At 59.1% G+C, this 21,748-nt stretch carries 17 protein-coding genes; 12 read left to right on the forward strand and 5 right to left on the reverse strand.

What is annotated here, in order from left to right; all coding sequences use genetic code 11:
• The coding region (locus NW839_RS06940) for a zinc ribbon domain-containing protein (protein WP_414380541.1) at nucleotides 1-428 on the forward strand (428 nt) is incomplete at its 5' end.
• Nucleotides 429-460: 32 nt separating this feature from the next.
• A complete protein-coding gene (locus tag NW839_RS06945) occupies nucleotides 461-2,017 on the forward strand; it encodes a phytoene desaturase family protein (protein ID WP_414350049.1) in 1,557 nt (518 codons plus the stop codon).
• Nucleotides 2,018-2,091: 74 nt separating this feature from the next.
• Here the strand turns inward: NW839_RS06945 and NW839_RS06950 are convergent, their stop codons facing one another.
• Nucleotides 2,092-3,510 (reverse strand): hypothetical protein, encoded by a 1,419-nt coding sequence (locus NW839_RS06950; protein ID WP_414350050.1) that lies wholly within the window; start codon nucleotides 3,508-3,510, stop codon nucleotides 2,092-2,094.
• A 323-nt stretch (nucleotides 3,511-3,833) separates the two neighbouring features.
• Here NW839_RS06950 and NW839_RS06955 point away from each other — a divergent pair, with 323 nt between their 5' ends.
• Together NW839_RS06955 and NW839_RS06960 are read left to right on the forward strand one after the other, a co-directional pair.
• Nucleotides 3,834-4,469, forward strand: coding sequence for a hypothetical protein (locus NW839_RS06955; RefSeq protein ID WP_414350051.1), 636 nt, complete (start codon nucleotides 3,834-3,836; stop codon nucleotides 4,467-4,469).
• 378 nt (nucleotides 4,470-4,847) lie between these two features.
• Nucleotides 4,848-5,594, forward strand: coding sequence for a hypothetical protein (locus NW839_RS06960; protein ID WP_414350052.1), 747 nt, complete (start codon nucleotides 4,848-4,850; stop codon nucleotides 5,592-5,594).
• A 78-nt stretch (nucleotides 5,595-5,672) separates the two neighbouring features.
• Here the strand turns inward: NW839_RS06960 and NW839_RS06965 are convergent, their stop codons facing one another.
• Nucleotides 5,673-7,076, reverse strand: coding sequence for a phosphoglucomutase/phosphomannomutase family protein (locus NW839_RS06965; protein ID WP_414350053.1), 1,404 nt, complete (start codon nucleotides 7,074-7,076; stop codon nucleotides 5,673-5,675).
• A gap of 197 nt (nucleotides 7,077-7,273) precedes the next feature.
• Between NW839_RS06965 and NW839_RS06970 the strand changes: the two genes are divergently transcribed.
• Complete coding sequence (locus tag NW839_RS06970; protein ID WP_414350054.1) at nucleotides 7,274-9,799, forward strand: DNA gyrase/topoisomerase IV subunit A; 2,526 nt, start codon at nucleotides 7,274-7,276, stop codon at nucleotides 9,797-9,799.
• Nucleotides 9,800-9,821: 22 nt separating this feature from the next.
• On the opposite strand, the gene NW839_RS06975 is transcribed toward NW839_RS06970, so the two are convergent.
• Nucleotides 9,822-10,331 (reverse strand): hypothetical protein, encoded by a 510-nt coding sequence (locus NW839_RS06975; RefSeq protein WP_414342192.1) that lies wholly within the window; start codon nucleotides 10,329-10,331, stop codon nucleotides 9,822-9,824.
• Between the two features lie 305 nt (nucleotides 10,332-10,636).
• On the opposite strand from NW839_RS06975, the gene NW839_RS06980 reads away from it, so the two are divergent.
• From NW839_RS06980 to NW839_RS06990, 3 genes are all read left to right on the forward strand, one after another.
• The gene (locus tag NW839_RS06980) at nucleotides 10,637-11,512 is read left to right on the forward strand and encodes an SDR family NAD(P)-dependent oxidoreductase (RefSeq protein WP_414350055.1); all 876 of its coding nucleotides are present in this window, start codon (nucleotides 10,637-10,639) and stop codon (nucleotides 11,510-11,512) included.
• Nucleotides 11,513-11,667: 155 nt separating this feature from the next.
• On the forward strand, nucleotides 11,668-13,590 hold the full coding sequence (gene ftsH, locus NW839_RS06985) for an ATP-dependent zinc metalloprotease FtsH (protein ID WP_414350056.1): 1,923 nt from the start codon (nucleotides 11,668-11,670) through the stop codon (nucleotides 13,588-13,590).
• A 107-nt stretch (nucleotides 13,591-13,697) separates the two neighbouring features.
• Nucleotides 13,698-14,519 carry a class I SAM-dependent methyltransferase gene (locus NW839_RS06990; protein WP_414350057.1) on the forward strand — a complete coding sequence of 274 codons (822 nt, stop codon included), beginning with the start codon at nucleotides 13,698-13,700 and terminating at the stop codon, nucleotides 14,517-14,519.
• Between the two features lie 128 nt (nucleotides 14,520-14,647).
• On the opposite strand, the gene NW839_RS06995 is transcribed toward NW839_RS06990, so the two are convergent.
• Both NW839_RS06995 and dnaA read right to left on the reverse strand, forming a co-directional pair.
• On the reverse strand, nucleotides 14,648-15,367 hold the full coding sequence (locus NW839_RS06995; RefSeq protein ID WP_414350058.1) for a hypothetical protein: 720 nt from the start codon (nucleotides 15,365-15,367) through the stop codon (nucleotides 14,648-14,650).
• Nucleotides 15,368-15,497: 130 nt separating this feature from the next.
• Nucleotides 15,498-16,901, reverse strand: a complete 1,404-nt coding sequence (gene dnaA / locus NW839_RS07000; protein WP_414350059.1) for a chromosomal replication initiator protein DnaA — start codon at nucleotides 16,899-16,901, stop codon at nucleotides 15,498-15,500.
• 225 nt (nucleotides 16,902-17,126) lie between these two features.
• Between dnaA and rpmH the strand changes: the two genes are divergently transcribed.
• The 4 genes from rpmH to NW839_RS07020 all read left to right on the forward strand — a co-directional run.
• Nucleotides 17,127-17,267, forward strand: a complete 141-nt coding sequence (gene rpmH, locus NW839_RS07005; protein ID WP_011434477.1) for a 50S ribosomal protein L34 — start codon at nucleotides 17,127-17,129, stop codon at nucleotides 17,265-17,267.
• 93 nt (nucleotides 17,268-17,360) lie between these two features.
• A complete protein-coding gene (gene rnpA, locus NW839_RS07010; protein ID WP_011434476.1) occupies nucleotides 17,361-17,762 on the forward strand; it encodes a ribonuclease P protein component in 402 nt (133 codons plus the stop codon).
• An 80-nt stretch (nucleotides 17,763-17,842) separates the two neighbouring features.
• Nucleotides 17,843-21,406, forward strand: a complete 3,564-nt coding sequence (smc, locus tag NW839_RS07015) for a chromosome segregation protein SMC (protein ID WP_414380543.1) — start codon at nucleotides 17,843-17,845, stop codon at nucleotides 21,404-21,406.
• A gap of 88 nt (nucleotides 21,407-21,494) precedes the next feature.
• The coding region (locus NW839_RS07020) for a Uma2 family endonuclease (RefSeq protein ID WP_414342202.1) at nucleotides 21,495-21,748 on the forward strand (254 nt) is incomplete at its 3' end.

Consider the following 21,748-nt stretch of genomic DNA (forward strand, 5'->3'; position numbering starts at 1 on the left):
CCACTTTCGAGTCAGCCAAGATGGTTGCCAAGGCGGGGAGGAAGTTTGGTAGCAAGACAGCAAGGGCGATGCTCACCTGGGCGCACTATCGGTTCAAGCAGTTCCTGAAGTTCCAAGCCCAAAAGAAAAACGTGGTTGTCGTGGAAGTATCGGAAGCGTACACCAGCAAAACCTGTACTAAGTGCGGGCACATCCACACCAAGTTGGGTGGCGCAAAGGTGTTTGTCTGCCCAAGATGCGGACACAAGCTACCACGGGACTGGCAAGGCGCTCTGGGTGTAATGCTCAGGGCTTTGCGGGATACCGCCTTTCTGTTCGGACTCCGTCCCGCTGACGCGGTCGCGTTAGCGTCGCGTAGCGACAACGGAAACGGGCAGAATGCTATCGCTTCACCGCTGAGCAGTAATGCTCAGCAGTGTTCAGCGTAAATGTATCAGAAGCGTTTGCAGAAGGATTGTCGATGAGCTACGACGCGGTGGTGATTGGGGCCGGGCATAACGGGCTGGTGAGCGCTTGCTATTTGGCCAAAGCGGGGCAAAAAGTGCTAGTGCTGGAGCGCTATCACACCGTTGGTGGTGCTGCCATTACGGAAGAAATTCACCCAGGCTTTCGCGTGTCGGTGGCTTCCTATTCCTGTAGTTTGCTGCGACCGGAGATCATTCGCGATCTGCGCCTGCCGGACTATGGCTTTGAGGTCTACGCCAAGCAACCTTCCTATTTCATGCCCTTCCCGGATGGGCAGCACCTCTTCCTGTATGCCGATAACCGCGCCAAGAGCAAGGCGGAAATTGCCAAGTTTTCCCGCAAAGATGCGGAAGCCTACGACCGCTGGGAGGAGTTTTGGGATCGGGTGAACGAGGTGGTGGAGCCAACTTTGATGCAGCCGCCGATTTCACTGGGCCAACTGGCGGATCGCTTTGCAGCTGCTGGCTATGAAGACGATTTCCGCCGCATCATGCTCCTCTCGACCACTGATCTCCTGGATGAGTTCTTCGAGTCGGAGCAGGTCAAGGCGGCGATGGCTCCCCAATCTTTGATCGGCACCTCAGCCGGGCCGATGACTCCAGGTACGCCCTACATCTGGCTGGTCCATGCGGTAGGTCGGGCCATTGGCTCGCGTGGGGTCTGGGGCTATGTGCGCGGTGGGATGGGATCCATTACCCAAGCGATGGCCAAGGCAGCTCTGGACTTAGGGGTGGAGATCCGCACGTCTGCTCCAGTGGCGGAGATCTTGATGGAGAGTGGGCAGGCTACTGGAGTCGTCCTCGAATCGGGGGAAACCGTGCGGGCGCGGGCGGTTCTCTCCAATGCCCATCCCCAAATCACCTTTTTGCGACTCTGCTCCTCTTTGCCCCCAGACTTGCGTGACCGGCTAGAACGGCACTACCGCACCTCAGGCCCGGTGTACAAGCTCAACTTGGCCCTGGAGGAACTGCCCCGCTACACGGCGGCCCCTGCTGAAGTGCCCCCAGAAGTTGTCAGCTCTGCCACAGTGGATATTGCCCCCTCGGTGGCCTATCTGGAGCGGGCTTGGGATGACTGCAAGTACGGGATCCCTTCCCGGGATCCGTTTATCGAGATCTACAGCCAATCCCCCACCGACCCGACAATGGCTCCCCCAGGCAAGCACATTCTCTCCTGCTTCTGCCAGTTTGTGCCTTACCAACCCAAAGGGCGAGACTGGAACGATGGCCTACGGGAGGAATTTGCCGATCGGGTAATCGACAAAATTGCCCAATTTGCCCCCAACATTAAAAACGCCGTGATCGCACGGCAGATGTTGTCGCCCCTGGATCTGGAGGCCCGCTTCGGCCTTGTGGGGGGCAGCATTTTTCACGGGGAAATGACGCCGGATCAAAGCTACAACCTGCGGCCCATCTCCGGCCTGGCCGACTATCGATCCCCCATTCCCGGCCTTTACCTCTGCGGTTCAGGAGCGCACCCAGGAGGCGGAGTGACCGGGATCCCTGGCCACAACTGCGCACAGGTGGTGCTCAGCGATCTACCAAATCTTTAACGGACAAAAAAGGCTCAGCCACAAGGGCCAAGCCAGAGCGGATCCCTGCTCTGGGATCAGACGGGTTGCCTGGGTTACAGCCGCACCTCAGTTCCCTCAAAGAACCCACGGATGATCAAAATGGCCCCTTCTCTAGCTTCAAGGTTGTTAGTAGGGAACTCCTGTTCTATGAACCACTGGCCGGAAATGCGCTCAGCAGAGGTCGTTGAATCGAAGACAAGGTTCAGATTTCCTCTTTGTGTTCCCCCACCAATATCAAGCCGGTTAAACGGCCCTGATAACTGTGCTCCGGCCAAGGTGCGGAAGAGGAAATCCCCCGTTGCAGGCACGATGCCCTGCAAAACAACTGGAGTACCCCCGCCTTCTTCCCTTTCAGTTCGTAATGAGAAAAAGTAGTCAAAGGCTGTTGGAGCACCCGGTCCAGGAGTAGGGACAGGTAACTGAGGAATTGGGGTGGGGAAAGGTCGCGGTGGAGGGCTGACCTGCACAAAGTTGAGAACTGTGCTGGTGTTGGCCGGATCAAACTCCGCTTGAACACGACCGTTCAACAGGCGGCGGATGCGAACCAACTGATTGGGCAAGATGTTCAGTCGAGTCGGATCCGGAGCAAACAGTACCGACTGCGTACCCACCTGGGCGGGACGATAGACGATCTCCGCCTGGTTGGGCCGGAAGTTTAGGCGGGCAAAGAGAGCCAAGGCGTCCTCGGGAGTGCCATCGCCCGCAACACCTCGCTGCCGCACCACAAAGCTCGCGGAGAAATTGCCCGTTTGGAGAATAGCGACTACAGGACCTTGAGGTGGAGGAGGGTTGACAAAGCTTCCTGCTGGTGGGTTGCCGTTGGGGCCAGGATCTTCATAGAGTACCCCTGTGGTAGGGACAATGAGAGAAGAATCTCCCTCGAGAACGACCTGATTGCCATTCCTGTTCACCAAAATGCGGCGCACGGTGAGCGTTAAAAGCGTTAAAACAGTGCCGTCATCTCGGATAGCCCTGAAGGTGGTGTTCACCCGAATGCGCTGGTCGTTGGGGAGGGTCGAAATTGCAACCAGCCCGGCGATATTGAATTGCGTAGATAGCCTGCCGTCGTTGGGTCCAAAGGCAGTGATATTCACCAGCGGTGTGGTTCGCCCAATTTGGATGGCCAGCGTGCTGGAGCGAAGGGTGGAGTCGATTGTCAGCTCACTGGCTGGGATCTCGTTCACGGGCAAGATGCGGGCTTCAACATTGGCGATGCGAGCTTCACCGCTTCCCTGCAAGGGGTTGGTACGCACAGGGATCCCATTGTCAAACCTCGGATTGACATAGTCCAGCCGCAGGCTGGTGGTCTCCAGCACTGAGCCGGGGGTAAAGCGATACTCTTGGGCCGAGACAAAGGCAGCCGGATCTACCTGGACGGGCCCAGGCAAGGTCGGAGACTCATTAACTTCTCCGCAGCCGCCTAGCAGCAAGACTCCACACAAAACCGCCAACGAGCGACCTTTGAAGTTCATACGGCACTTCCTCACACACCTTAAATCTGGGCAAATCCACACACAAAATGGGGAGAAGGCACCCAACCCCTAACGCTACAGGTAAGCTGGCCGCCCCTGCTCGAGGCTATGATACCCCATATGTAGGGGATGGGCCATTTCCAGAACAATTTCTTGCATTTGCTCTGCCGCTCGCTTGACAACGCTCTAGGATGCAGTAGAACTAACAGCAGGCATCCCCCCTTGAAATTGTGCAGATGCATAAGACTTGAGCAAGCTCGGTGGATCCCTGCTGGACGCTGCCTAAGACGTTTGCTGTGGTGTGAGTGAGTGGAGATTTTTCGATGAGACGACGTTTTGGCTCAGCCCTTGGCCGTGGCGGCCTCTCTCTTTGGGCAACCTGTGCTTCGGTTGCGCTGATTACCGGCTGCAGTAGCGAGACCACCAGCGGGGTGCCGCCTCTACTGGCTTCTAGCGGTGCCACGCCTCCTCCTGTGGCCGTTGCCCCCACGATTGCCCCCAATCTCACGCCTATCACCTTTCGCCCAGGGCCGGACTTTGCCCCCATCACCCCGCCGCCGGTTCAACCCGACCTTCCGGATCCGCCTAGTCTAACTGGGGGGTTTAATCTTTCATCAGTGGGATCCGCCTTTGTAACTATCACCTTGGCCGGCTTACGTGCTCCAGGAGTGATCAGGAGCGTAGAGGTTCAGTTTTTTAACATCAGTCGCGGCACGGATATTACCAGCATCTTTTTGCCGACGGCAATTGAGCAGTTTAGAAATACGCTGATAGGCAGAGGCAATAGCTACGACGACAGAATCAACGGGATCACGCTTACCAACGGCTTCACCTTTCCGGCGGGTCTAGCCGCCTACAACACCAACGTTGCTGCGGGAGAAACGGTTTTGGTAATCGTGGTCATTCGAGATTCATTTGGTCAAGCTCTGAGGCTGGAAGCGGACGCCCAAGCCCCCTAAGCTAGAGCTGAGTAAGGCTGTTTGGGTTTGTGCCACGAGAGAGTTGAATGGCAGGAGGATGAGGGAATGAAAACGGGAAAAGTAGCTGGGGTTTTGGCTTGCTTGTGCTTGGGCTTGCTAACAGCTTGTCAACAAACTAAAGAGGGGAATCCAATCAGCTCGCTGCCAGGGCCAATCATCCCTGTGCAAAACCCAAATACGGAACCCGGAGGAACGGGGGTAGGGCTGCCATCCACTCCTCCGATTGGATCTGTTCCCCCAGGTCAACCCAGCCCTCTTGTGCCCCCTCCTGTGTCGGCACCGACGATCCCTCCCCTGCCCAGCCCGAACCCCTCTCCCAGTATCATTGGCTTGCCCCCAGGCCCCTTGGCTGCCCCGATGTTTACTAAGAGCTTTAATCCTGCTTCAGCAGTGGGTGCCCCTGTAACTGTAACGGTTATCTTCACGATTGTTAATAACTCAGGGATTCAACTAACCGGCCTCAACTTTGCAGACAGCCTGCCTGCAGGGTTGCTTGTTGCCACTCCGCTTAACATCACCAATACCTGTGATGGCACAGCTAGTGCAGGCGGAACCTCAATTGCCCTGAGCGATGGAAAACTGGCTGCCAATGCAACTTGTGCAGTGACTGTTCAGGTTGTTGCTGGGACTCCAGGCACTTACGTCAATCCTCCTGTAACTCTCACCAGCGCCCAAGCTCCCCCTGCGCAAAGTGGGACTGTAACTCTCGTGGTGGGTGCAACTTCTCCGGTTTTCACTAAAGCATTTCCAGTTCCACTTACTCCAATTAATATTAATACTTCTGTACCTTTGACCTTTACCATCACCAACAACACGGCTACCCCTCTGACCGGCCTTGCCTTTACAGACAACTTACCTCCTGGGCTCTTTATTGCTGCTCCTCTCGTTTTCACCACTACTTGCAGTGGTGTACTTAACGTGGCTGCGAATGGAACGTCTATTGCTTTCTCGAATGGAACTCTGCCTGTTAACACTATGTGCATGATTTCAGTGAACGTTACTTCTAGCACACCAGGTACGTACATCAATCCTCCTACCACACTCATCAGCAACGAGGCAGCCCCAGTGATAGCGCCGGCTGTGAGTGTGACCTTCGTCCCTTAGCCCGCGGCTGTGGGTTTGAGGAGAATCCAAAAACACAGGGTTAGGATGCGGCCACCACGCAAGGGATCCGCATCAACCTCAATCAACCTGGCCGATCAAGGCGGCTGCCCAATCCAGGAGGGCGTTCACTGCTTCTAGGTCTTTCGCTTCTGAGTACAACCTCAGCAGAGGCTCGGTGCCGCTGCCGCGAATCATCACCCAGCTTCCATCGGCGAGGACGAATTTGTGGCCGTCGCGATCAAAATGTTTGATCACCTTCTGCCCCAAAATCTCAGCCGGGGGATCCATCTGTAGCCGTTTGAATAACTCAGTTTGTTGATTTTGATCGGCGAGGTGGAGATCGCGGCGCAGGTAAACAGAGGTGAACCCTTCCCGTTCCTGCAAAGCCCGGTAGATGGCGCTGAGATCTTGGCCGGTTTCCGTAACCGCTTCGATGAGATACAGGGCCGAAAGCAGGGCATCCCGCTCGGGAATGTGGCCCAAGTAGCCGATGCCGCCCGATTCTTCTCCGCCCAACAGCACCTCTGTGCTCATCATGCGCTCGGCGATGTACTTAAAGCCCACCGGCATTTCCGTAACCGGTAGGCCATAGTGCTGTGCAACTTTAACAAACAGTTCGGAGCCGCTGATGGTTTTGACAATCTCGCCCCGCAAGCCGCGTCGCCCGGCCAGGTGGTCGATCAAGATGGGGATCAGGATCTGCGGGCTGAGGAAATGGCCTTGCCCATCGAGAGCCGCAATGCGGTCGGCATCCCCATCAAAGACCAAACCCATTTTCAAGGGGGCGGGATCCGCCGCGATGATCTGAGCAGAAGCCTGCAGGTTTTGGGGCAAGGGCTCGGGGGGAAATCCCCCAAACAAGGGATCCCGATGCGCCTGCAACTCAATGACCTTCTCCCCCAACAGACGGGTGAGGCCGCCAGCGCCAGAGCCAAACATGACATCCACCCAAATCTTGGCCGGGGATCCTTTGAGCTTTTCCAGATCCACAAAGCGGCTGAGCTGAGCCAGGTAGCCGGGCCAGGGATCCCAGGTGTGGATGGGGGCCTTGTGGGATCCCAGAGGTTGCAGGTGGCGCATATCCTGCTCGATGGCGGCGGTAACTTCCGGCGGCACGGATCCACCGAATCCCCCCTTGACCTTGAGGCCGGAATAGTGGGGGGGGTTGTGGCTGGCGGTGATCACCAAAGCGCCGTGGCAGCCCCGCTCCTTGGCACCCCAGCTAAAGGCCGGCGTTGGGGCCACACAGGTGGAGAGGTAAACTGGGATCCCCAGGCGGGCCACCACCTCAGCAGTGTGGGCGGCAAAGCGTTCCGAGAGAAAGCGGTTGTCGTAGCCGACCAGGATCCCTTCGCCGGGGTAGGTGCGGGCCAACACTTGGGCGCTGGCCTGGGCGGCAAGGGCCAAGTTTTGGAAAGTAAAGGCATCGGCAATCACGGCTCGCCAGCCGTCGGTGCCAAAGCGGATGGGAGTGTCGACCATGGGGGGGTTGAGGTGGATGCTGCCGCTTCAAGTCATAGCACGAGGCGGGAGTTGCGGGGTTCGGTCTGCTCTCAACTTCTTCGCTTCTTCTCTATCTCTATTGAGATGGGATGTGAGATGGGATGAGATGGGATCCCTCTCGCGGGGCCCGCAGAAGCGGATAGAGTAACCTGGAAAGCGTTCCGCTCCTTTGTGCCATGACTCAGCAACTGACTCTCGACGGACTGGGATTGGGATCGAATGGGGGATCCCGTCTGGGTCGGGTGATTGTAACCGATTTGCAGGGGGAGATGCAGCGCTCCTACCTGGAATACGCCATGAGCGTGATCGTGGGGCGGGCCTTGCCGGATGTGCGGGATGGCCTCAAGCCGGTACACCGCCGCATCCTCTACGCCATGCACGAGCTGGGCCTGACGCCGGATCGCCCCTACCGCAAATGCGCACGGGTGGTGGGGGATGTGCTGGGGAAATATCACCCCCACGGGGATCAGGCAGTTTATGACGCGCTGGTGCGCATGGTGCAAGACTTTTCCAGCCGCTATCCCCTGGTGGCGGGACACGGCAACTTCGGCTCTGTGGATGATGACCCGCCGGCGGCTATGCGCTACACGGAGTGCCGGCTGGCGGAGCTGAGCCACACAGCGCTTCTGGAGCAGGTGTCGGAAGAGATCGTCGATTTCATGCCCAATTTCGACGGATCCCAGGCGGAGCCCACCGTTCTCCCGGCCCGATTGCCCATTTTGCTGCTCAACGGCTCTGCCGGCATTGCCGTGGGCATGGCCACCAATATCCCACCCCACAACCTGGGGGAAGTGGTGGATGGCCTGTTGGCTTTGATCGACCATCCCGACCTCAGCCCTGAGGAACTGTTGCGGTGGATCCCAGGGCCGGATTTTCCCACCGGCGGCCAAATCTTAGACACCCAAGGGATCCGCGAAGCCTACCTCACCGGGCGCGGTTCCATCACCCTGCGGGGGGTAGCCCGATTTGAGGAGATCCAGCCGGGCAAAGGACGCCACCGGCGGCCTGCTCTGGTCATCAGCGAGTTTCCCTATCAGGTGAACAAAGCCGCCTGGATCGAAAAAGTGGCCGAGCTGGCCAACCAAGACCGCATCAGCGGCATCGCCGATCTGCGCGATGAGTCGGATCGCAGCGGCATTCGCGTGGTGGTGGAGCTGAAGCGAGAGGCCAACCCACAGGCGGTTTTGCAGCAGTTGTATAAGCTCACCCCTTTGCAAAGCAACTTTGGAGCCATCCTGCTGGCTTTGGTGAACGGGGAACCGCGGCAGCTGAGCCTCAAAGAGATCCTGCAGCACTTTTTGCAATTTCGCGAGGCCACCCTCAACCGGATGTTCCGTGCCGAGTTGCAGCAGGTGCAGCGCAAGGCGGAAGAGGTGGCAGGAATGTTGCTGGCGCTGGCGGATCTGGAGGGGGTGATCGAGCTGCTGCGGCAAGCGCCCGATGGCACCACGGCCAAAGCCCAATTGCAAACTCGCCTGGGCTGTACCCCCCAGCAGGCAGAGACGATTTTGGCCATGCCTCTGCGTCGCCTGACGGGATTGGAGCGGGAACGGCTGCACCAGGAACACGCCCAGTTGCAGACCCGCATCGAAGAACTGCAGGGGCTACTCAGCGACCGCCGCAAGCTCTTGAATTATTTGAAAAAAGAGCTGCGCCACTTGAAGAAAATCTTCGGGGATCCCCGGCGTACCCAGATCCTCTCGGCCTCGGAGCTGGAAGCGGAAGTGGCCCAAATCCCCAGCGGTGAAGAGACGGAAGAGACTCGCTTCCTGCTGCAATTCACCCGCAAGGGCTATGTGCGCCGCCTGCCTCTGCCTGGCCGTCGCTCCCGCAGCAACCCCGCGCAGCGGGAAGTGGGGGAGGATCTACTGGTCGGCCTGGAATGCGCCACGCTGGAGCAGGAAATCTTGGTGCTCACCGCCGGCGGCAAGGCTTTTACCGTGCCCATCGCAGGGATCCCCCTCAGCACTGGGTCTTCACGGGGGGTACCCCTGCTCACCCTTCTTCCCAACCCTGAGCCGATGGTTGCCACCTTCACGTTGGCTCCGGATCCGGGCAAGGCAAGTTTGGTGGTGCTCAGCCGGCAGGGGCGGATCAAGCGGGTGGCCCTGGCAGAGCTAATGGGCCTTACCCAACGGGGATCCACCGTCCTCAAGCTAAAAGAGGGAGATGAGCTGGGCTGGGCAGCCCTTTGGGATCCCGGCCACCAAGGCTACAGCGTCGTCCTGGCTACTTCAGGGGGACGGGTGCTGCGGCTGGATGTCCAACAGATTCCCCTGATGGGTCGGGCGGCTGTGGGATCGCCGGCCCTGCGTTTGGGGCGCGCCGAGCGAATAGTTGGTATGGCGCTGCTGCCCTCCCAAGGGATCCTGGTTCTGGCCAGCCGGTCGGGCTATCTGAAGCGCTTGTCTCTGGAGGAGATCCCCATCTTGGAGCGGAGTCCGGTGGGCGCGCCGGCCTTTCACTTCTCCGACCGAGGGGATGTGCTGGTGGGCTTGGTGGGTCTCCCCCCCGAGCTGGAGAGGCCTTCCCATCTGCAACTGGATGTGATCACGGAGTCTGAACAGGTGTACTCCTTCTCTCCTGCCGAGATCCCGCTGCAAAGCCGCTCCGGGGGCGGATCCCTCCTGGTCAAAGGGGAGCGGGTCAGGGAGTTGCGCCTGTTCTGGCCGCAGTGGCTGCCGGAAGGCGATGTGGGATAGCTCTTGGGGGAGCAGAAGATCCCTAGGACGAAGAGCCTTCCCCAGGCGAGGCCGAATCGGTCGGCGGGGAGCCGGGATCCGTCTCCGGCACTTCGGGATGGCGAACGGGCTTGGGTAGGGTGCCACCTGACCTGATAACCAAACAGCGCACGGTTTGGTGCAGCTCCTCCAGCAAAATGCTGATGGCAGAGCGGAAGTCTCGGTGGTCATCTCGCATTTGCTCCAGCATGGCGCGGATGACTTCCTGACAATCCTTCAGGATGTGCTGCTGCTGGGCAACAATCTGCACCAGTTCGCTTTGTTCCTTGAGCAGCTCCCGCAGACAGGAGCGCAGCTCTTCCACATGGCTCTGCCAAAGGGCCTGTCCTTCCCGCAGCTCCATCACGCTGGTGCGCAAATCGGCGGTCGAGTCTCTTAGGGCTTCGCTGTGGCGGCGCTCGGCTTCCAGTTGCTTTTGCTGCTCCTGCTGCTGCTGCCGCAACTCAGAATTGGCCCGCAAGTTGGCTTCCGCTGCCCTGAGCAATTGAGCCAATCGAACCTCAGTAACAACCCAACGCTCTTCCGGGGAGAGAGATCGACCTCGGCCAACTCGCCTGCAGAAGTACTTCACAGTCGCTGCACCCTATACACAACTCTCTACTTTAAATCAAAGCACCATAGGACTTCAGCCCAAGCAGAGACCTGTCTATCGGGCTTTGTCCCGGCTGTTTTTTGGGCTCACCCCACCATAGCCATAATACCGGATGCCGAATCCAGAAGTTCGGAAGACGGAGCTGCCCCTCTCCAGGGATCCCGGTCGTTCTTCTAGGATGGTGGAGAGTTTGGATCAAAGAAACCATGCCTTCACTTGCAAATCAGGTGGTGCTGATTACCGGCGCCTCTGCTGGAATTGGGGAAGCCGTCGCTCTGGAGGCGGCCAAACGCGGGGCTCGCTTGGTGCTGGCGGCCCGCCGGGAAGGGCTGCTGCGAAACGTCAAAGACTTGGTGGAGAGTCGGGGAGCGGAGGCGCTGGTGGTGCCCACCGACATGGCCGATACGGCCCAGGTGGAGGCGCTGGCCCAAAAGGCTCTGGATCATTTTGGCCGGGTGGATATCCTGGTGAACAACGCCGGCTATGGCCAGATGGGGCCGGTGGAAGAGGTGGATGTGGCGGCCATGCGGCGCCAGTTTGAGGTGAATGTGTTTGGCCTGCATGCTCTCACCCGTGCCCTCTTGCCCCAAATGCGGGAACGGGGCAGTGGCCGCATCCTCAACCTCAGCTCGGTGGCCGGCCAGATGTCGATGCCCTTCAGTGGCGTTTACAGCGCCACCAAGTTTGCTGTGGAGGCCCTCAGCGATGCGTTGCGGGTGGAAGTGGCCCCCTTCGGCATCAAGGTCATCTTGATCGAGCCGGGGCCGGTAGCCACCGAGTTTGGCCGCGTGGCGGAAGAAACCTTTGCCGCTGTTGTCAACCCCAATGGCCCCTACAAAGCGATCTTGGACAAGACTGCCGAGCTGGCCAGCTCGTTTAACAAAATGGCCTGGCCGGTGGAAAAAGTGGTGGAGCCGATCTTGAGGGCGATGACGGATCCTCACCCTTCCGACCGCTACACCGCTTTCACGGGGGGTAAGGTGGCGTTGGGGCTGATGCGGCTCATGCCCGCTGCTCTGGCTGACTCTATGTGGCGGCGCGTCTATGGGCTGGATGGTCTGGGATCCCCCGGCTCGGCCTAACTGCAGGCTTGTGGCGGGCATCGGATGGGGCAGGGATCCCTACAAGATCTCAAGCCCATTGAGTTCTCCTTGGTGCGGGGGCAGGGTTGTGCCTTCCAGGATGGACAGGTTAAGTTTGTTAAAGGACTTTTAATAACCGGGTGTTCCTCTTCCCTATGAACAAGCCTCTATCTCCCCAGCGCTGGTTGATCGCCCTCATGCTGGGCTTTTGTCTCTGGCAGGGATCCGGCCTGGTGCTGCAGCCTGCACCCGCCCATGCAGCTTTGGCCTCGGCCCTCACCTACGATCGCTTTTTGCGCTACGTCGAGGAGGGGCGGGTTACGGATGTGCGCCTCACGGACAACAATCTGGTAGCTGAAGTTACGGCTGTGGATCCCCAGACCCAGCATTCCACCCGCTACCGAGTGAACCTGCTGCCCAACACCGTACCGCAACTGGTGGACCGCCTCACCGAGCAGGGGATCGAAGTGGCAGTGGTACCCACCCGCAATGGCAGCGCCTTTTGGGCGCTTCTGGGCAACCTGGTGATCCCGCTGTTGCTGTTGGGAGGGTTGTTCTTTTTCGTGCGGCGTGCCGGTGCTGGAGCGGGCGGCCCTGGGCAGGCAATGAACTTCGGCAAATCGCGGGCCCGCTTCCAGATGGAAGCCAAAACCGGCGTTAAGTTCGACGATGTGGCCGGCATCGAAGAGGCCAAAGAAGAATTGCAAGAGGTGGTCACCTTCTTGAAGAAGCCGGAGCGCTTCACCGCTGTTGGGGCCAAGATCCCCAAGGGTGTGTTGTTGGTGGGGCCGCCGGGGACGGGCAAAACCCTTCTGGCCAAGGCCATTGCCGGCGAGGCAGGAGTGCCTTTCTTTAGCCTGTCCGGCTCTGAGTTTGTGGAAATGTTTGTCGGGGTGGGTGCCTCTCGCGTACGGGATCTCTTCAAGAAGGCCAAGGAGAATGCGCCTTGCATCGTCTTCATCGACGAGATCGACGCGGTGGGCCGGCAGCGGGGGGCCGGCATTGGCGGGGGCAACGACGAACGCGAGCAAACCCTGAACCAGTTGCTCACGGAGATGGACGGCTTTGAGGGCAACACCGGCATTATCGTGATTGCCGCCACCAACCGCCCTGATGTTTTGGATGCCGCTCTCTTGCGTCCGGGGCGCTTCGACCGCCAGATTACGGTGGATCGGCCCAGTTTCAAGGGGCGCTACGAGATCTTGCGGGTGCATGCCCGCAACAAGAAGCTGGCGGAAGAGGTCAGCCTGGAGGCGATTGCCCGCCGTACCCCCGGCTTTGCCGGCGCGGATCTGGCCAACCTGCTCAATGAAGCGGCCATTTTGGCGGCCCGCCGTCAGCGCATGGCCATCACCAACCAAGACATTGAGGACGCCATCGACCGCATCACCATTGGCCTGACCAAGCCGCCGCTTCTGGACGGCAAGAGCAAGCGCCTGATCGCCTACCACGAGTGTGGCCATGCCCTGTTGATGACACTTTTGCCCCACGCGGATCCCTTGAACAAGGTGACCATCATCCCCCGTTCCGGCGGCGCAGGTGGCTTTGCCCAGCAACTGCCCAACGAGGAGCAGATCGACTCCGGCATGTACAGCCGCGCTTGGCTGCTGGATCGGGTGGTGGTGGGCTTTGGCGGTCGGGCGGCCGAAGAGATCGTCTTCGGCTACTCGGAAGTGACCACCGGAGCCAGCAACGACCTGCAGCAGAACACGAATCTGGTGCGGCAGATGGTGACCCGCTTTGGCATGTCTGAGCTGGGGCCCTTGATGCTGGATCCCCCCAACAACGAGGTATTCTTGGGCGGCGGCTGGATGAACCGCGTCGAGTACTCGGAGGATGTGGCCGCCAAGATCGACCGCCAGGTGCGGCAGATCCTGGAGAGCTGTTACCAGAAAGCCAAGCAGATTTTGCTGGAGCACCGCCCTCTGCTGGATCGATTGGCCGATACCTTGGTGGAACGGGAAACCCTGGATGGCGACGAATTCCGGGCGATTGTCTCGGAGTATGTGCCCATCCCGGAGAAGGTCGGCCTGCCCAGTCCACTTGCGGAAGCGGGACGGAGTCCAAAGCTGGTCTAGGGGATCCCATCTCCATTGCCAGATAGACAACTGGGGGGGTTGTTGGGGCTGGATCCCGGCAGCTGCCCCCTTTTCCTTGCGAGTTTTGGGTTGCGTTGGGCTGTCGCATGCTCTCTTCGCTCTCTGCTTTGCCGGTTCACCTTTATCGCTGCCTGAGCTGCGGTCGGGAAGGGTTGACCCAATCACCAGGGCGGGAACAGGGATCCGCGGCGGATCGGGTTTATTGTCCCAGTTGCGGCCAGGTTTACCCCATCACCGCTTCTGGGGCTGTGGATTTTATCGGCAGCTCATCGGACCTGCATCTCACGCCAGCCCAAGCCATTGCCCATCTGCCTGGGTTTGCCTGGGGCTACGATCGCCTCTGGCGGCCCTGGGCCCTGTCGCTGCTGACGGGAGAGAGCTTTGGGAGCGAGCGGGAGAGTCAACTGCTGGCCGAGTTGGTGGGGGAGGGGGATCCCATCTTGGATTTGGGCACTGCCGGGGGGTACTGGAGCCGCTTGCTCCTGGCCAAGGATCCACAACGGACGGTGATCGGCCTGGACAATGCAGCAGGGGTATTGGCGGAAGCCGCTCAACAGGCGCAGCCCCACTGGCAGCACTACAGCCTGATGCGGGCTCGGGCTGAACAGCTTCCCCTCGCCTCTGGAACTTTTGGGGCGGTGATCAGTGGGGCGACCTTGAACGAAGTGCCTTTGGATCCCTGTTTGCGGGAAATTGCCCGTGTGTTGAGACCGGGAGGAGCCTTTGTCTCGATGCACAGCCAGCAGGTCCAGGGATGGGGGCAGATGGTGCAGCAATGGCTGGAAGCCACCGGCCTTCATTTTTTCTCAGAAACCCAGTTGCGCGAGCACCTTCAACAGGTGGGGCTGCAGTTGGAGCGTTATCTCAGCTTGGGTTGGGTGGCCTTTGTGCGGGCAGTGCGCCTCTGATCTGGGCTGGGTTGAGGTGGCCATTCATTGAGTCCAGAGCGGAGCCATCACCCAAATCCAAGTCGCGTCGATCCCCAGCCCTCCTCTTCCACCGGGAGAGGGCCTGGGAGTGAGGGCGAGAGCGCAGGCTAGGGGATCCACTCCAGCCCAACGCCAAAGCTAAACTCCCGATCCAAGGTCGAGTTGCGCAGGCTATAGCGAGCAGAAAGACGAAAAGAAGGGCTAATGGCATAGGCAGCGGTGATCTCCGCCAGGGTGGCCTGTCCTTCTTCCGGCTCCTGGGGGGCAACCCAACTGTAGCTGCCGGTCAAATCTGCAGCTCCGGGAGCCAAGGCCAAAACGGCAAAAGCCCCATAGCTAACTCCGCTGAGGCTGCGGTTCTTTTGTTCCAAAGCCCGATACCCCAGTTGTGGCGCCAGATTAAAAGGGGATCCCAGGGGGGCCAGAAAGTAGCGCATTTCCGACCCGTACTGGCGCACTTCGGGATGTTCGGAAGATTGGCGATAGTCACCGCTGAGGGTGAGGCGATCTCCCAGGCGCAAGTCTTGTAGGCTGATTCGCCAGTGCGAAGATGACTCAAAGCCGGCCTGCAAGCGGGTGGGCAAGACGGGCGTGTTGCGGATTTCTTCCAGGAGATTGGGCGGGTTTTGCAGCCAGCGGCGCAACACGGGGCTGTCTTCTAAAATTCGGTCATCCAAGCCCAAATCCAAAGCGGCTGAGAGGGTGGCCGGCACCGGATCTGGAATAGGGGCTTGCTGGGAATTGGCCCAAACCGGCCGCTCAGGCACCAGTCCAGCCCAGAGGAGCAGCATACCCAGGCGAAGCCCTTTGCCAGACTGTCTCACCACCTGCAACCCCATGCATCGCGTCCCTACTGTAGCCGCTTTCCGAGGGATTCTCCACGCAGACGGGCAAGGCTGGAGGTGCTCCACAGCGCGGCAACAACACCTCAAAGACGGCCCAGCGACAACAGAAAGCCTAGCTGCTCCGGCTGTTGGCAACCACCCGCAAGCGCTCGACCAATTTTTGCAGTTGCCGTTCAAATTGCAGACTTTGCCGCTGTAGCTGACTGACCTTTTCACAGCTATAGAGGACGGTGGTGTGATCTTTTCCCCCAAAGTAGTCGCCAATTTTGGGCAGGCTGAGGTTGGTGTAGTGGCGCATCAAGAACATGGCAATTTGCCGTGCTTGGCTGATGTCACGCTTGCGGGAGGATCCCAGTAAACTTTCTCGGTCGATGCCGAATTCTTCACAGACCACATCGGTAATCATGTCGGCGGTGATCTCTTTCGGCTCGCTGGGGGGATTGAGGATGGGCTGAATCGTCTCTACACTCATCGGCAAGCCAGAAATGGAAACATAGGCGACGGCGCGGATCAGGGCACCTTCCAGCTCGCGGATGTTGCTGGTGTAGGTGGTGGCAATGTACTCGATCACGTCGGCGGGCAGGTTCATCCCCTCGTACTCGGCTTTCTTCTTGAGAATGGCCATGCGGGTTTCGATATCCGGCGATTGAATTTCCGCAATCAAACCCATGGAGAAACGAGAACAAAGCCGCTCCTGCAGACGCGGGATCAGATGAGGAGAACGGTCGGCGGCCAGCACAATCTGCTTGCCGGACTCGTGCAGCGTATTAAAGGTGTGAAAAAACTCCTCTTGGGTGTACTCTTTGCCTTCGATAAATTGAACGTCATCCACCAATAAAATATCCACATCCCGATAGTGCTCCCGGAAAGACTGCATGCTGTCTCGCCGGATGGCATCGATTAAATCGTTGGTAAACCGTTCGGTGGACACGTAAAAGACTTTGGCCTGTGGATTTGCCTCTAGCTGGTAGTGGCCAATGGCCTGCATCAGGTGGGTTTTGCCCAGCCCTACCCCGCCGCAGAGAAACAGGGGGTTGTAGGCGCGCCCAGGCTTGTCGGCCACAGCCAGAGCTGCAGCGTGAGCCATGCGGTTGTTGGGGCCGACCACAAACCGTGAGAAGGAATACTTGGGGTTGAGATCCGGCGCCCGCATCGGCAGGCTGCCTCCGACTTCCAGTCCTAGGGTGGTGGGGGCAGGTAAGCTGCCGGCTCTGCCCGATGTTGGGGAAATCGCCCTTGAAGGGGGTTCTGCCTCGACAGAAGCGTGGGGGGAAACGGAAAACTCCACCTGCAAAGGGATCCCGGCTACCCGCTGCACCACCTCGGTGATGGTGGAAGCGTAGTGCTTTTGCAGCCAGCCCCGTGCCCATTCGCTGGGGGTACAGATGGTGAGGCGGTTGTCCACCAACGATTCAGCCCGCGCCGTTTTGATCCAAGCCTCAAAGGTTGGGCGGCTGAGCTGCACCTGCAGATGACACAGGGCTTCATCCCAGAGCTGATCCAGGGAAATATCCACACCACACACTCAGAGCGACACAGCAGAAGCCCAGAGGAAACAGCGGCGGCTTCCTCGACAGGAGCTTCGGGATTCCCAATTTAACTGCTCGGCGCGGGGTGGCCAATCTAGCAATTTTCCATTGAGTCTGCTAAGATTAAGCGTCTGCGATCAGTTTCAAGCGGGCTAATTTCGGTCTGGTCAGCTCTGGCAAATGATCTTGGATTCATAAGTTGGCTTCTCACCATGACTCAGCGTACCCTTCGTGGCACCAATCGCAGACGCATTCGGGTTTCTGGGTTTCGGGCCAGAATGCGAACGGCAACTGGGCGTCAGGTCTTGCGGCGACGGCGGGCCAAGGGGCGTTATCGCCTGGCGGTTTCCTAAGCCCTTTGGTCAGAGATTTGATTTGTCTTGGTTTTTTGGAGCGTTGCAGCCCAAAACTCGCTGACTTCTGGGGCAGACTCTCCTCGGTGCCCAATGTTGCCGGCTCCTCATCGATTGCGGGATCGACGAGCTTTTCAGGCGCTCTACCAGGGGGGCCAACGTCGTTCCGGTGCAGGCTTGACCCTGCTGTTTCAGCCGATGCCCGCAGGGTGCGAAGGGATCCCTAGCCAAGTGGGGCTGGTGATCGGCAGAAAGGTGAGCAAATCTGCCGTAAAGCGGAATCGGCTGCGCCGCCAGTTGCGAGAAATCTTGCGCCCTCTGTGCCCAAACCTGAAACCCGGCTACCGGCTGCTGTTCATCTCCAAGGCAAACTTACTGACCTACCGCTGGCCGGAGCTGAGGGCGGAGGTGCATCGTCTTCTCCAAAAGGCCGACCTGCTCGTCAGCACAGATGTAGACTCAACAGGTGCAGACTCAGATGCCAAGCCGTCCTAAGAAACTTGAGCTGCACAGGTTTTTGCTACCCATGCTAGCCTGTTGCCATCATATGCTGGTGGCCACGCTAGATGTGGGGTGTGATGTACATCAAGCGGATTGAGCTGACCCGATTTAAGTCGTTTGGCAGCACCACCTCGTTGCCCCTGCTGCCGGGCTTTACGGTCATTTCCGGCCCCAATGGCTCCGGCAAGTCCAACATCCTGGATGGGATCCTGTTCGCGCTGGGGTTATCGTCCTCGCGGGGGATGCGGGCAGAGAGGCTTTTGGATCTGGTGCATTCCGGCAGCCTCAACGGCAATCGGCAGGTGGAAACCCACGTTTCCGTCACCTTTGAGCTGGGGCCAGGAGAAGATGGCCAGCCCAGGGAATGGAAAGTCAGTCGCCGGCTGCGGGTCAAGCCCGGAAAGGCTGAGGATCCCACTCGCGATAGCGGGACGGATTCTCTCCCCTACACCAGCACTTTCTACATCAACGATGTGCCCTGTACCCTGAGCGAGCTGCACGAACAACTGGAGGCGATGCACATCTACCCCAACGGCTACAACGTCGTTTTACAGGGGGATGTCACCAGTATCATTTCCATGCACCCCAAGGAACGGCGGCAGATCATCGACGAATTGGCGGGGGTGGCCACCTTCGACCGCAAGATCGCCCAGGCCAACAGCAAGCTGGAGGCGGTACGGGAACAAATTGAGCGCTTTCGGCTCATCGAACAAGAATGGCAAGCTCAAGGAGAGCGGCTGCTCAGAGAGAGCGAAAAGGCCCAACACCATCAGCAACTGCGGCTGCAGTTGCAAACGCTGGAGCAGCAGCAACAGGTGTTGCTTTGGCGGCATTTGCAGGCCCAAGTGGAAGAAACCCAGGCGGCCATTCAGCAGCTTCTGGAGGCTCAGGAGCAGGCCACCGCTCAGGTGCAGACCTTGAACGATCATTTGCAACAGGCCGAAGCCGCCCTGGCCGAGTTGCAAAGCCGCATCCATGCTCTTGGAGAGGAGGAATACCTGCACCTGCAAGCCCAAATCGCCGCCGCCGAAACACAACGGCAACAGGTCAGCCAACAGATCGCAGCCTGGCAGCAGGAGATCGAGCAAGCGCAGCGCCTACATCAGGAGCGGCAAACCCAACAGCAGCATCTGCAGGCGGAGCTGGAACACCTGCACAGCCAACAGGAGCAACTGGCCCAAGCCCAGGGATCCCTGCAGGCCCAGGTTCAGAAAGCCCAAATTAGCTTGGAACAGAGCCGCGAACAGCTGCGCGCCCTAGCCCAATCCGCTGATGCCTGGGTGAAACAGCAGCGCTACCTCACCCGCCACATTGAGGAACTCCGCGCTGAACAGGAGCCTCTCCAACAGGAGCAAATTCGCCTGCAAGAGCGACAACGGCAACTGGAACGACAAAGCCAAGAGATCCAAGCGGAGATTGCCCAGATCGAGGCGTGGCTGGGATCCCACCTGGCCCTCACCGCCGAGCTGGAACACACTTGCCGACAGTCGGAAGCTCAGGTTCAGACCCTGGCCCAAGAGCTGGCGCAACTGCAGGCCGGCCTGGAGCTGGATCGTGCCACCCACGAGCGCCTCACCGTCGAGCTGCACGCCAAGCAGCGGCAACTGGACAAATGGGAAACCCGCCGCCAAGTGTTGCAAGAGTCCCAGGGATCCCGGGCGACCCAAGCCATCCTGAGTGCCCGTCTGCCGGGGGTTTTGGGGTTGGTGGCCCAGTTGGGGCAGGTGGATCCCCAGTATCAACTGGCCCTGGAGGTTGCAGCAGGCAACCGGCTGCACTTTGTGGTGGTGGAGGATGACACCGTGGCCGTGAGCGCTGTCAACTTTTTGAAACGGGAAAAAGCCGGACGCGCCACCTTTTTGCCCTTGAATAAGCTCCAGCCCACCCGCCCCCCCAGCCCCCTGAAATTGGACGGCCTGATCGACTACGCCATTCGTTTGGTGCGTTTTGAAGAGCGCTACCGGGATGTTTTCGGCTTTGTGTTCGGCTCCACCCTGGTTTTCCAAAGCCTAGAGCTGGCCCAGCCCCACATCGGCAAGCACCGCATGGTTACTCTGGAAGGGGAGCTGTTGGAAACTTCGGGCGCCATGACCGGCGGCAGCGCCCCCCAGCGAGCTGGGATCCACTTTTCTGCCGGCGAACCTTCCGAGGAGGCCGCCTTGCGCTCCCGCTTGGCCGAGCTGGAGGAACTGCTGGCCGCCCTCACCCTGCGCCTACAAGCAGCCCAAGCCCGCGAAAAACAACTGGCCCAAGCCCTGCTCCTGGCTCGCCAAGACGCCCTGCAAGCCCAGCAATATCTGGAGCGGCACCAAGCCGACTGCCAAAAGCAACAGGCCCGCCTGCAACACCTGCAGGGATCCCTGGCGCAAAGGCAAAGCGAAAGCCACCAGATCCAGCAGCGGCTCCAGCAGATTCAACTGCGCTGGGATCCCTTGCAACAGCGCCTAGCCGATCTCGCCCTCAAGCTCAGCCAACTGGAGGGATCCCCGGTGAACCAACATTGGCAGCAACTGCAGCAGACGGTGCAGCAGCAGGAAAGTCGCTTGGCAGAGCTGCAGCAGCAACTGGCCCAACTGGAGCGGCAACAGCAGGAGAACTCCGGCCAACAACACCTGAAACAGGCCCAAATCCAGCACCACCAGGAGCGCCTGCAAGAGAGCGAACAGCGCCAAGCCCATCTGCAGGAGCAGATCGTCCAAGCCCAAGCCACCCTTGGTCACATCCAGCAGCACCTTGCCGAGCAACGGCAACAGATAAGCCAGATCGAGGCCCGACTTTCCCACCTGCGCCAAGAGCGGGATCGGCAAGAATTCCAATTGCGGGCCCAACAACAGCAAATCCAACGCCTGGAGTGGGAACGCTACAACGCCCTCACCCAACAACAGGAAAAGGAGGCTCTGCTGGCCCAACTGCAAACCCAACTGCAAGCGGTGGTTCAAGAGCTGCCGGATCCGCTGCCCGACTTGCCCGCCACCCTGACCTTAGACGAGCTGCAGCGGCAAAAACGCAAAATCGAAGAGCAATTGCGATCCCTGGAGCCGGTAAACATGCTGGCCATTGCCGAATACGAACAGACCCAAGCTCGCCTGCGGGATCTCAGCGCCAAACTGGAAACCCTGCACCAAGAGCGCACCGAGTTGTTGCTGCGCATCGAGAACTTTTCCACCCTGCGTCGGCAAGCCTTCTTGGATGCCTTTCATGCCGTCAACGGCCATTTTCAAACCATCTTTGCCCAACTTTCCGATGGGGATGGTCATTTGGAATTGGAAAACCCAGAGGATCCCTTCGCAGGCGGTCTAACCTTGGTGGCCCACCCCAAAGGTAAGCCGGTGCGCCGTCTCAGCGCCATGTCGGGAGGAGAAAAATCCTTGACAGCCCTCAGCTTTATTTTTGCTCTGCAGCGATTCCGCCCTTCCAGCTTTTACGCCTTTGATGAAGTAGATATGTTTTTGGACGGGGCCAATGTGGAAAAATTGGCCAATATGATCTGGCAGCAATCTCGTCAGGCGCAGTTTTTGGTGGTCAGTTTACGCCGCCCGATGATCGAAAAAGCTGAGCACACCATTGGTGTAACCCAGGCCCGCGGTGCATACACTCAGGTGATCGGCCTGACCAAACCCGCCCCTCACCCCAGTTAAGATGTGGCTTGGTTAAGAGCAGAGGGCAAATCCTGAGGTCCCATTAGACTCATTCTAAGAATGGTTTAGGAGTGTCCAAACGCCTGCCATGGTTGCTCTGACTCTGAATCTATCCCCCCTGACAACCCTGAGCCGAGCAGATTTTATTCGGCTTTGTGCCGCCAATCCTGACCTGAAGCTGGAGCGTACCGCTCAAGGAGAATTGGTTATCATGTCTCCAACCGGCGGGGAAACCGGCCACTGGAATGCCGAAATCACCACAGACTTAACCCTTTGGAATCGGCAATCGGGCCGAGGGAAAAGCTTTGATTCTTCCACCGGATTTTCCTTGCCTTCAGGCAG

The sequence above is a fragment of the Synechococcus sp. R5-15 genome, from assembly GCF_047462035.1.
Classification (GTDB): domain Bacteria; phylum Cyanobacteriota; class Cyanobacteriia; order Thermostichales; family Thermostichaceae; genus Thermostichus.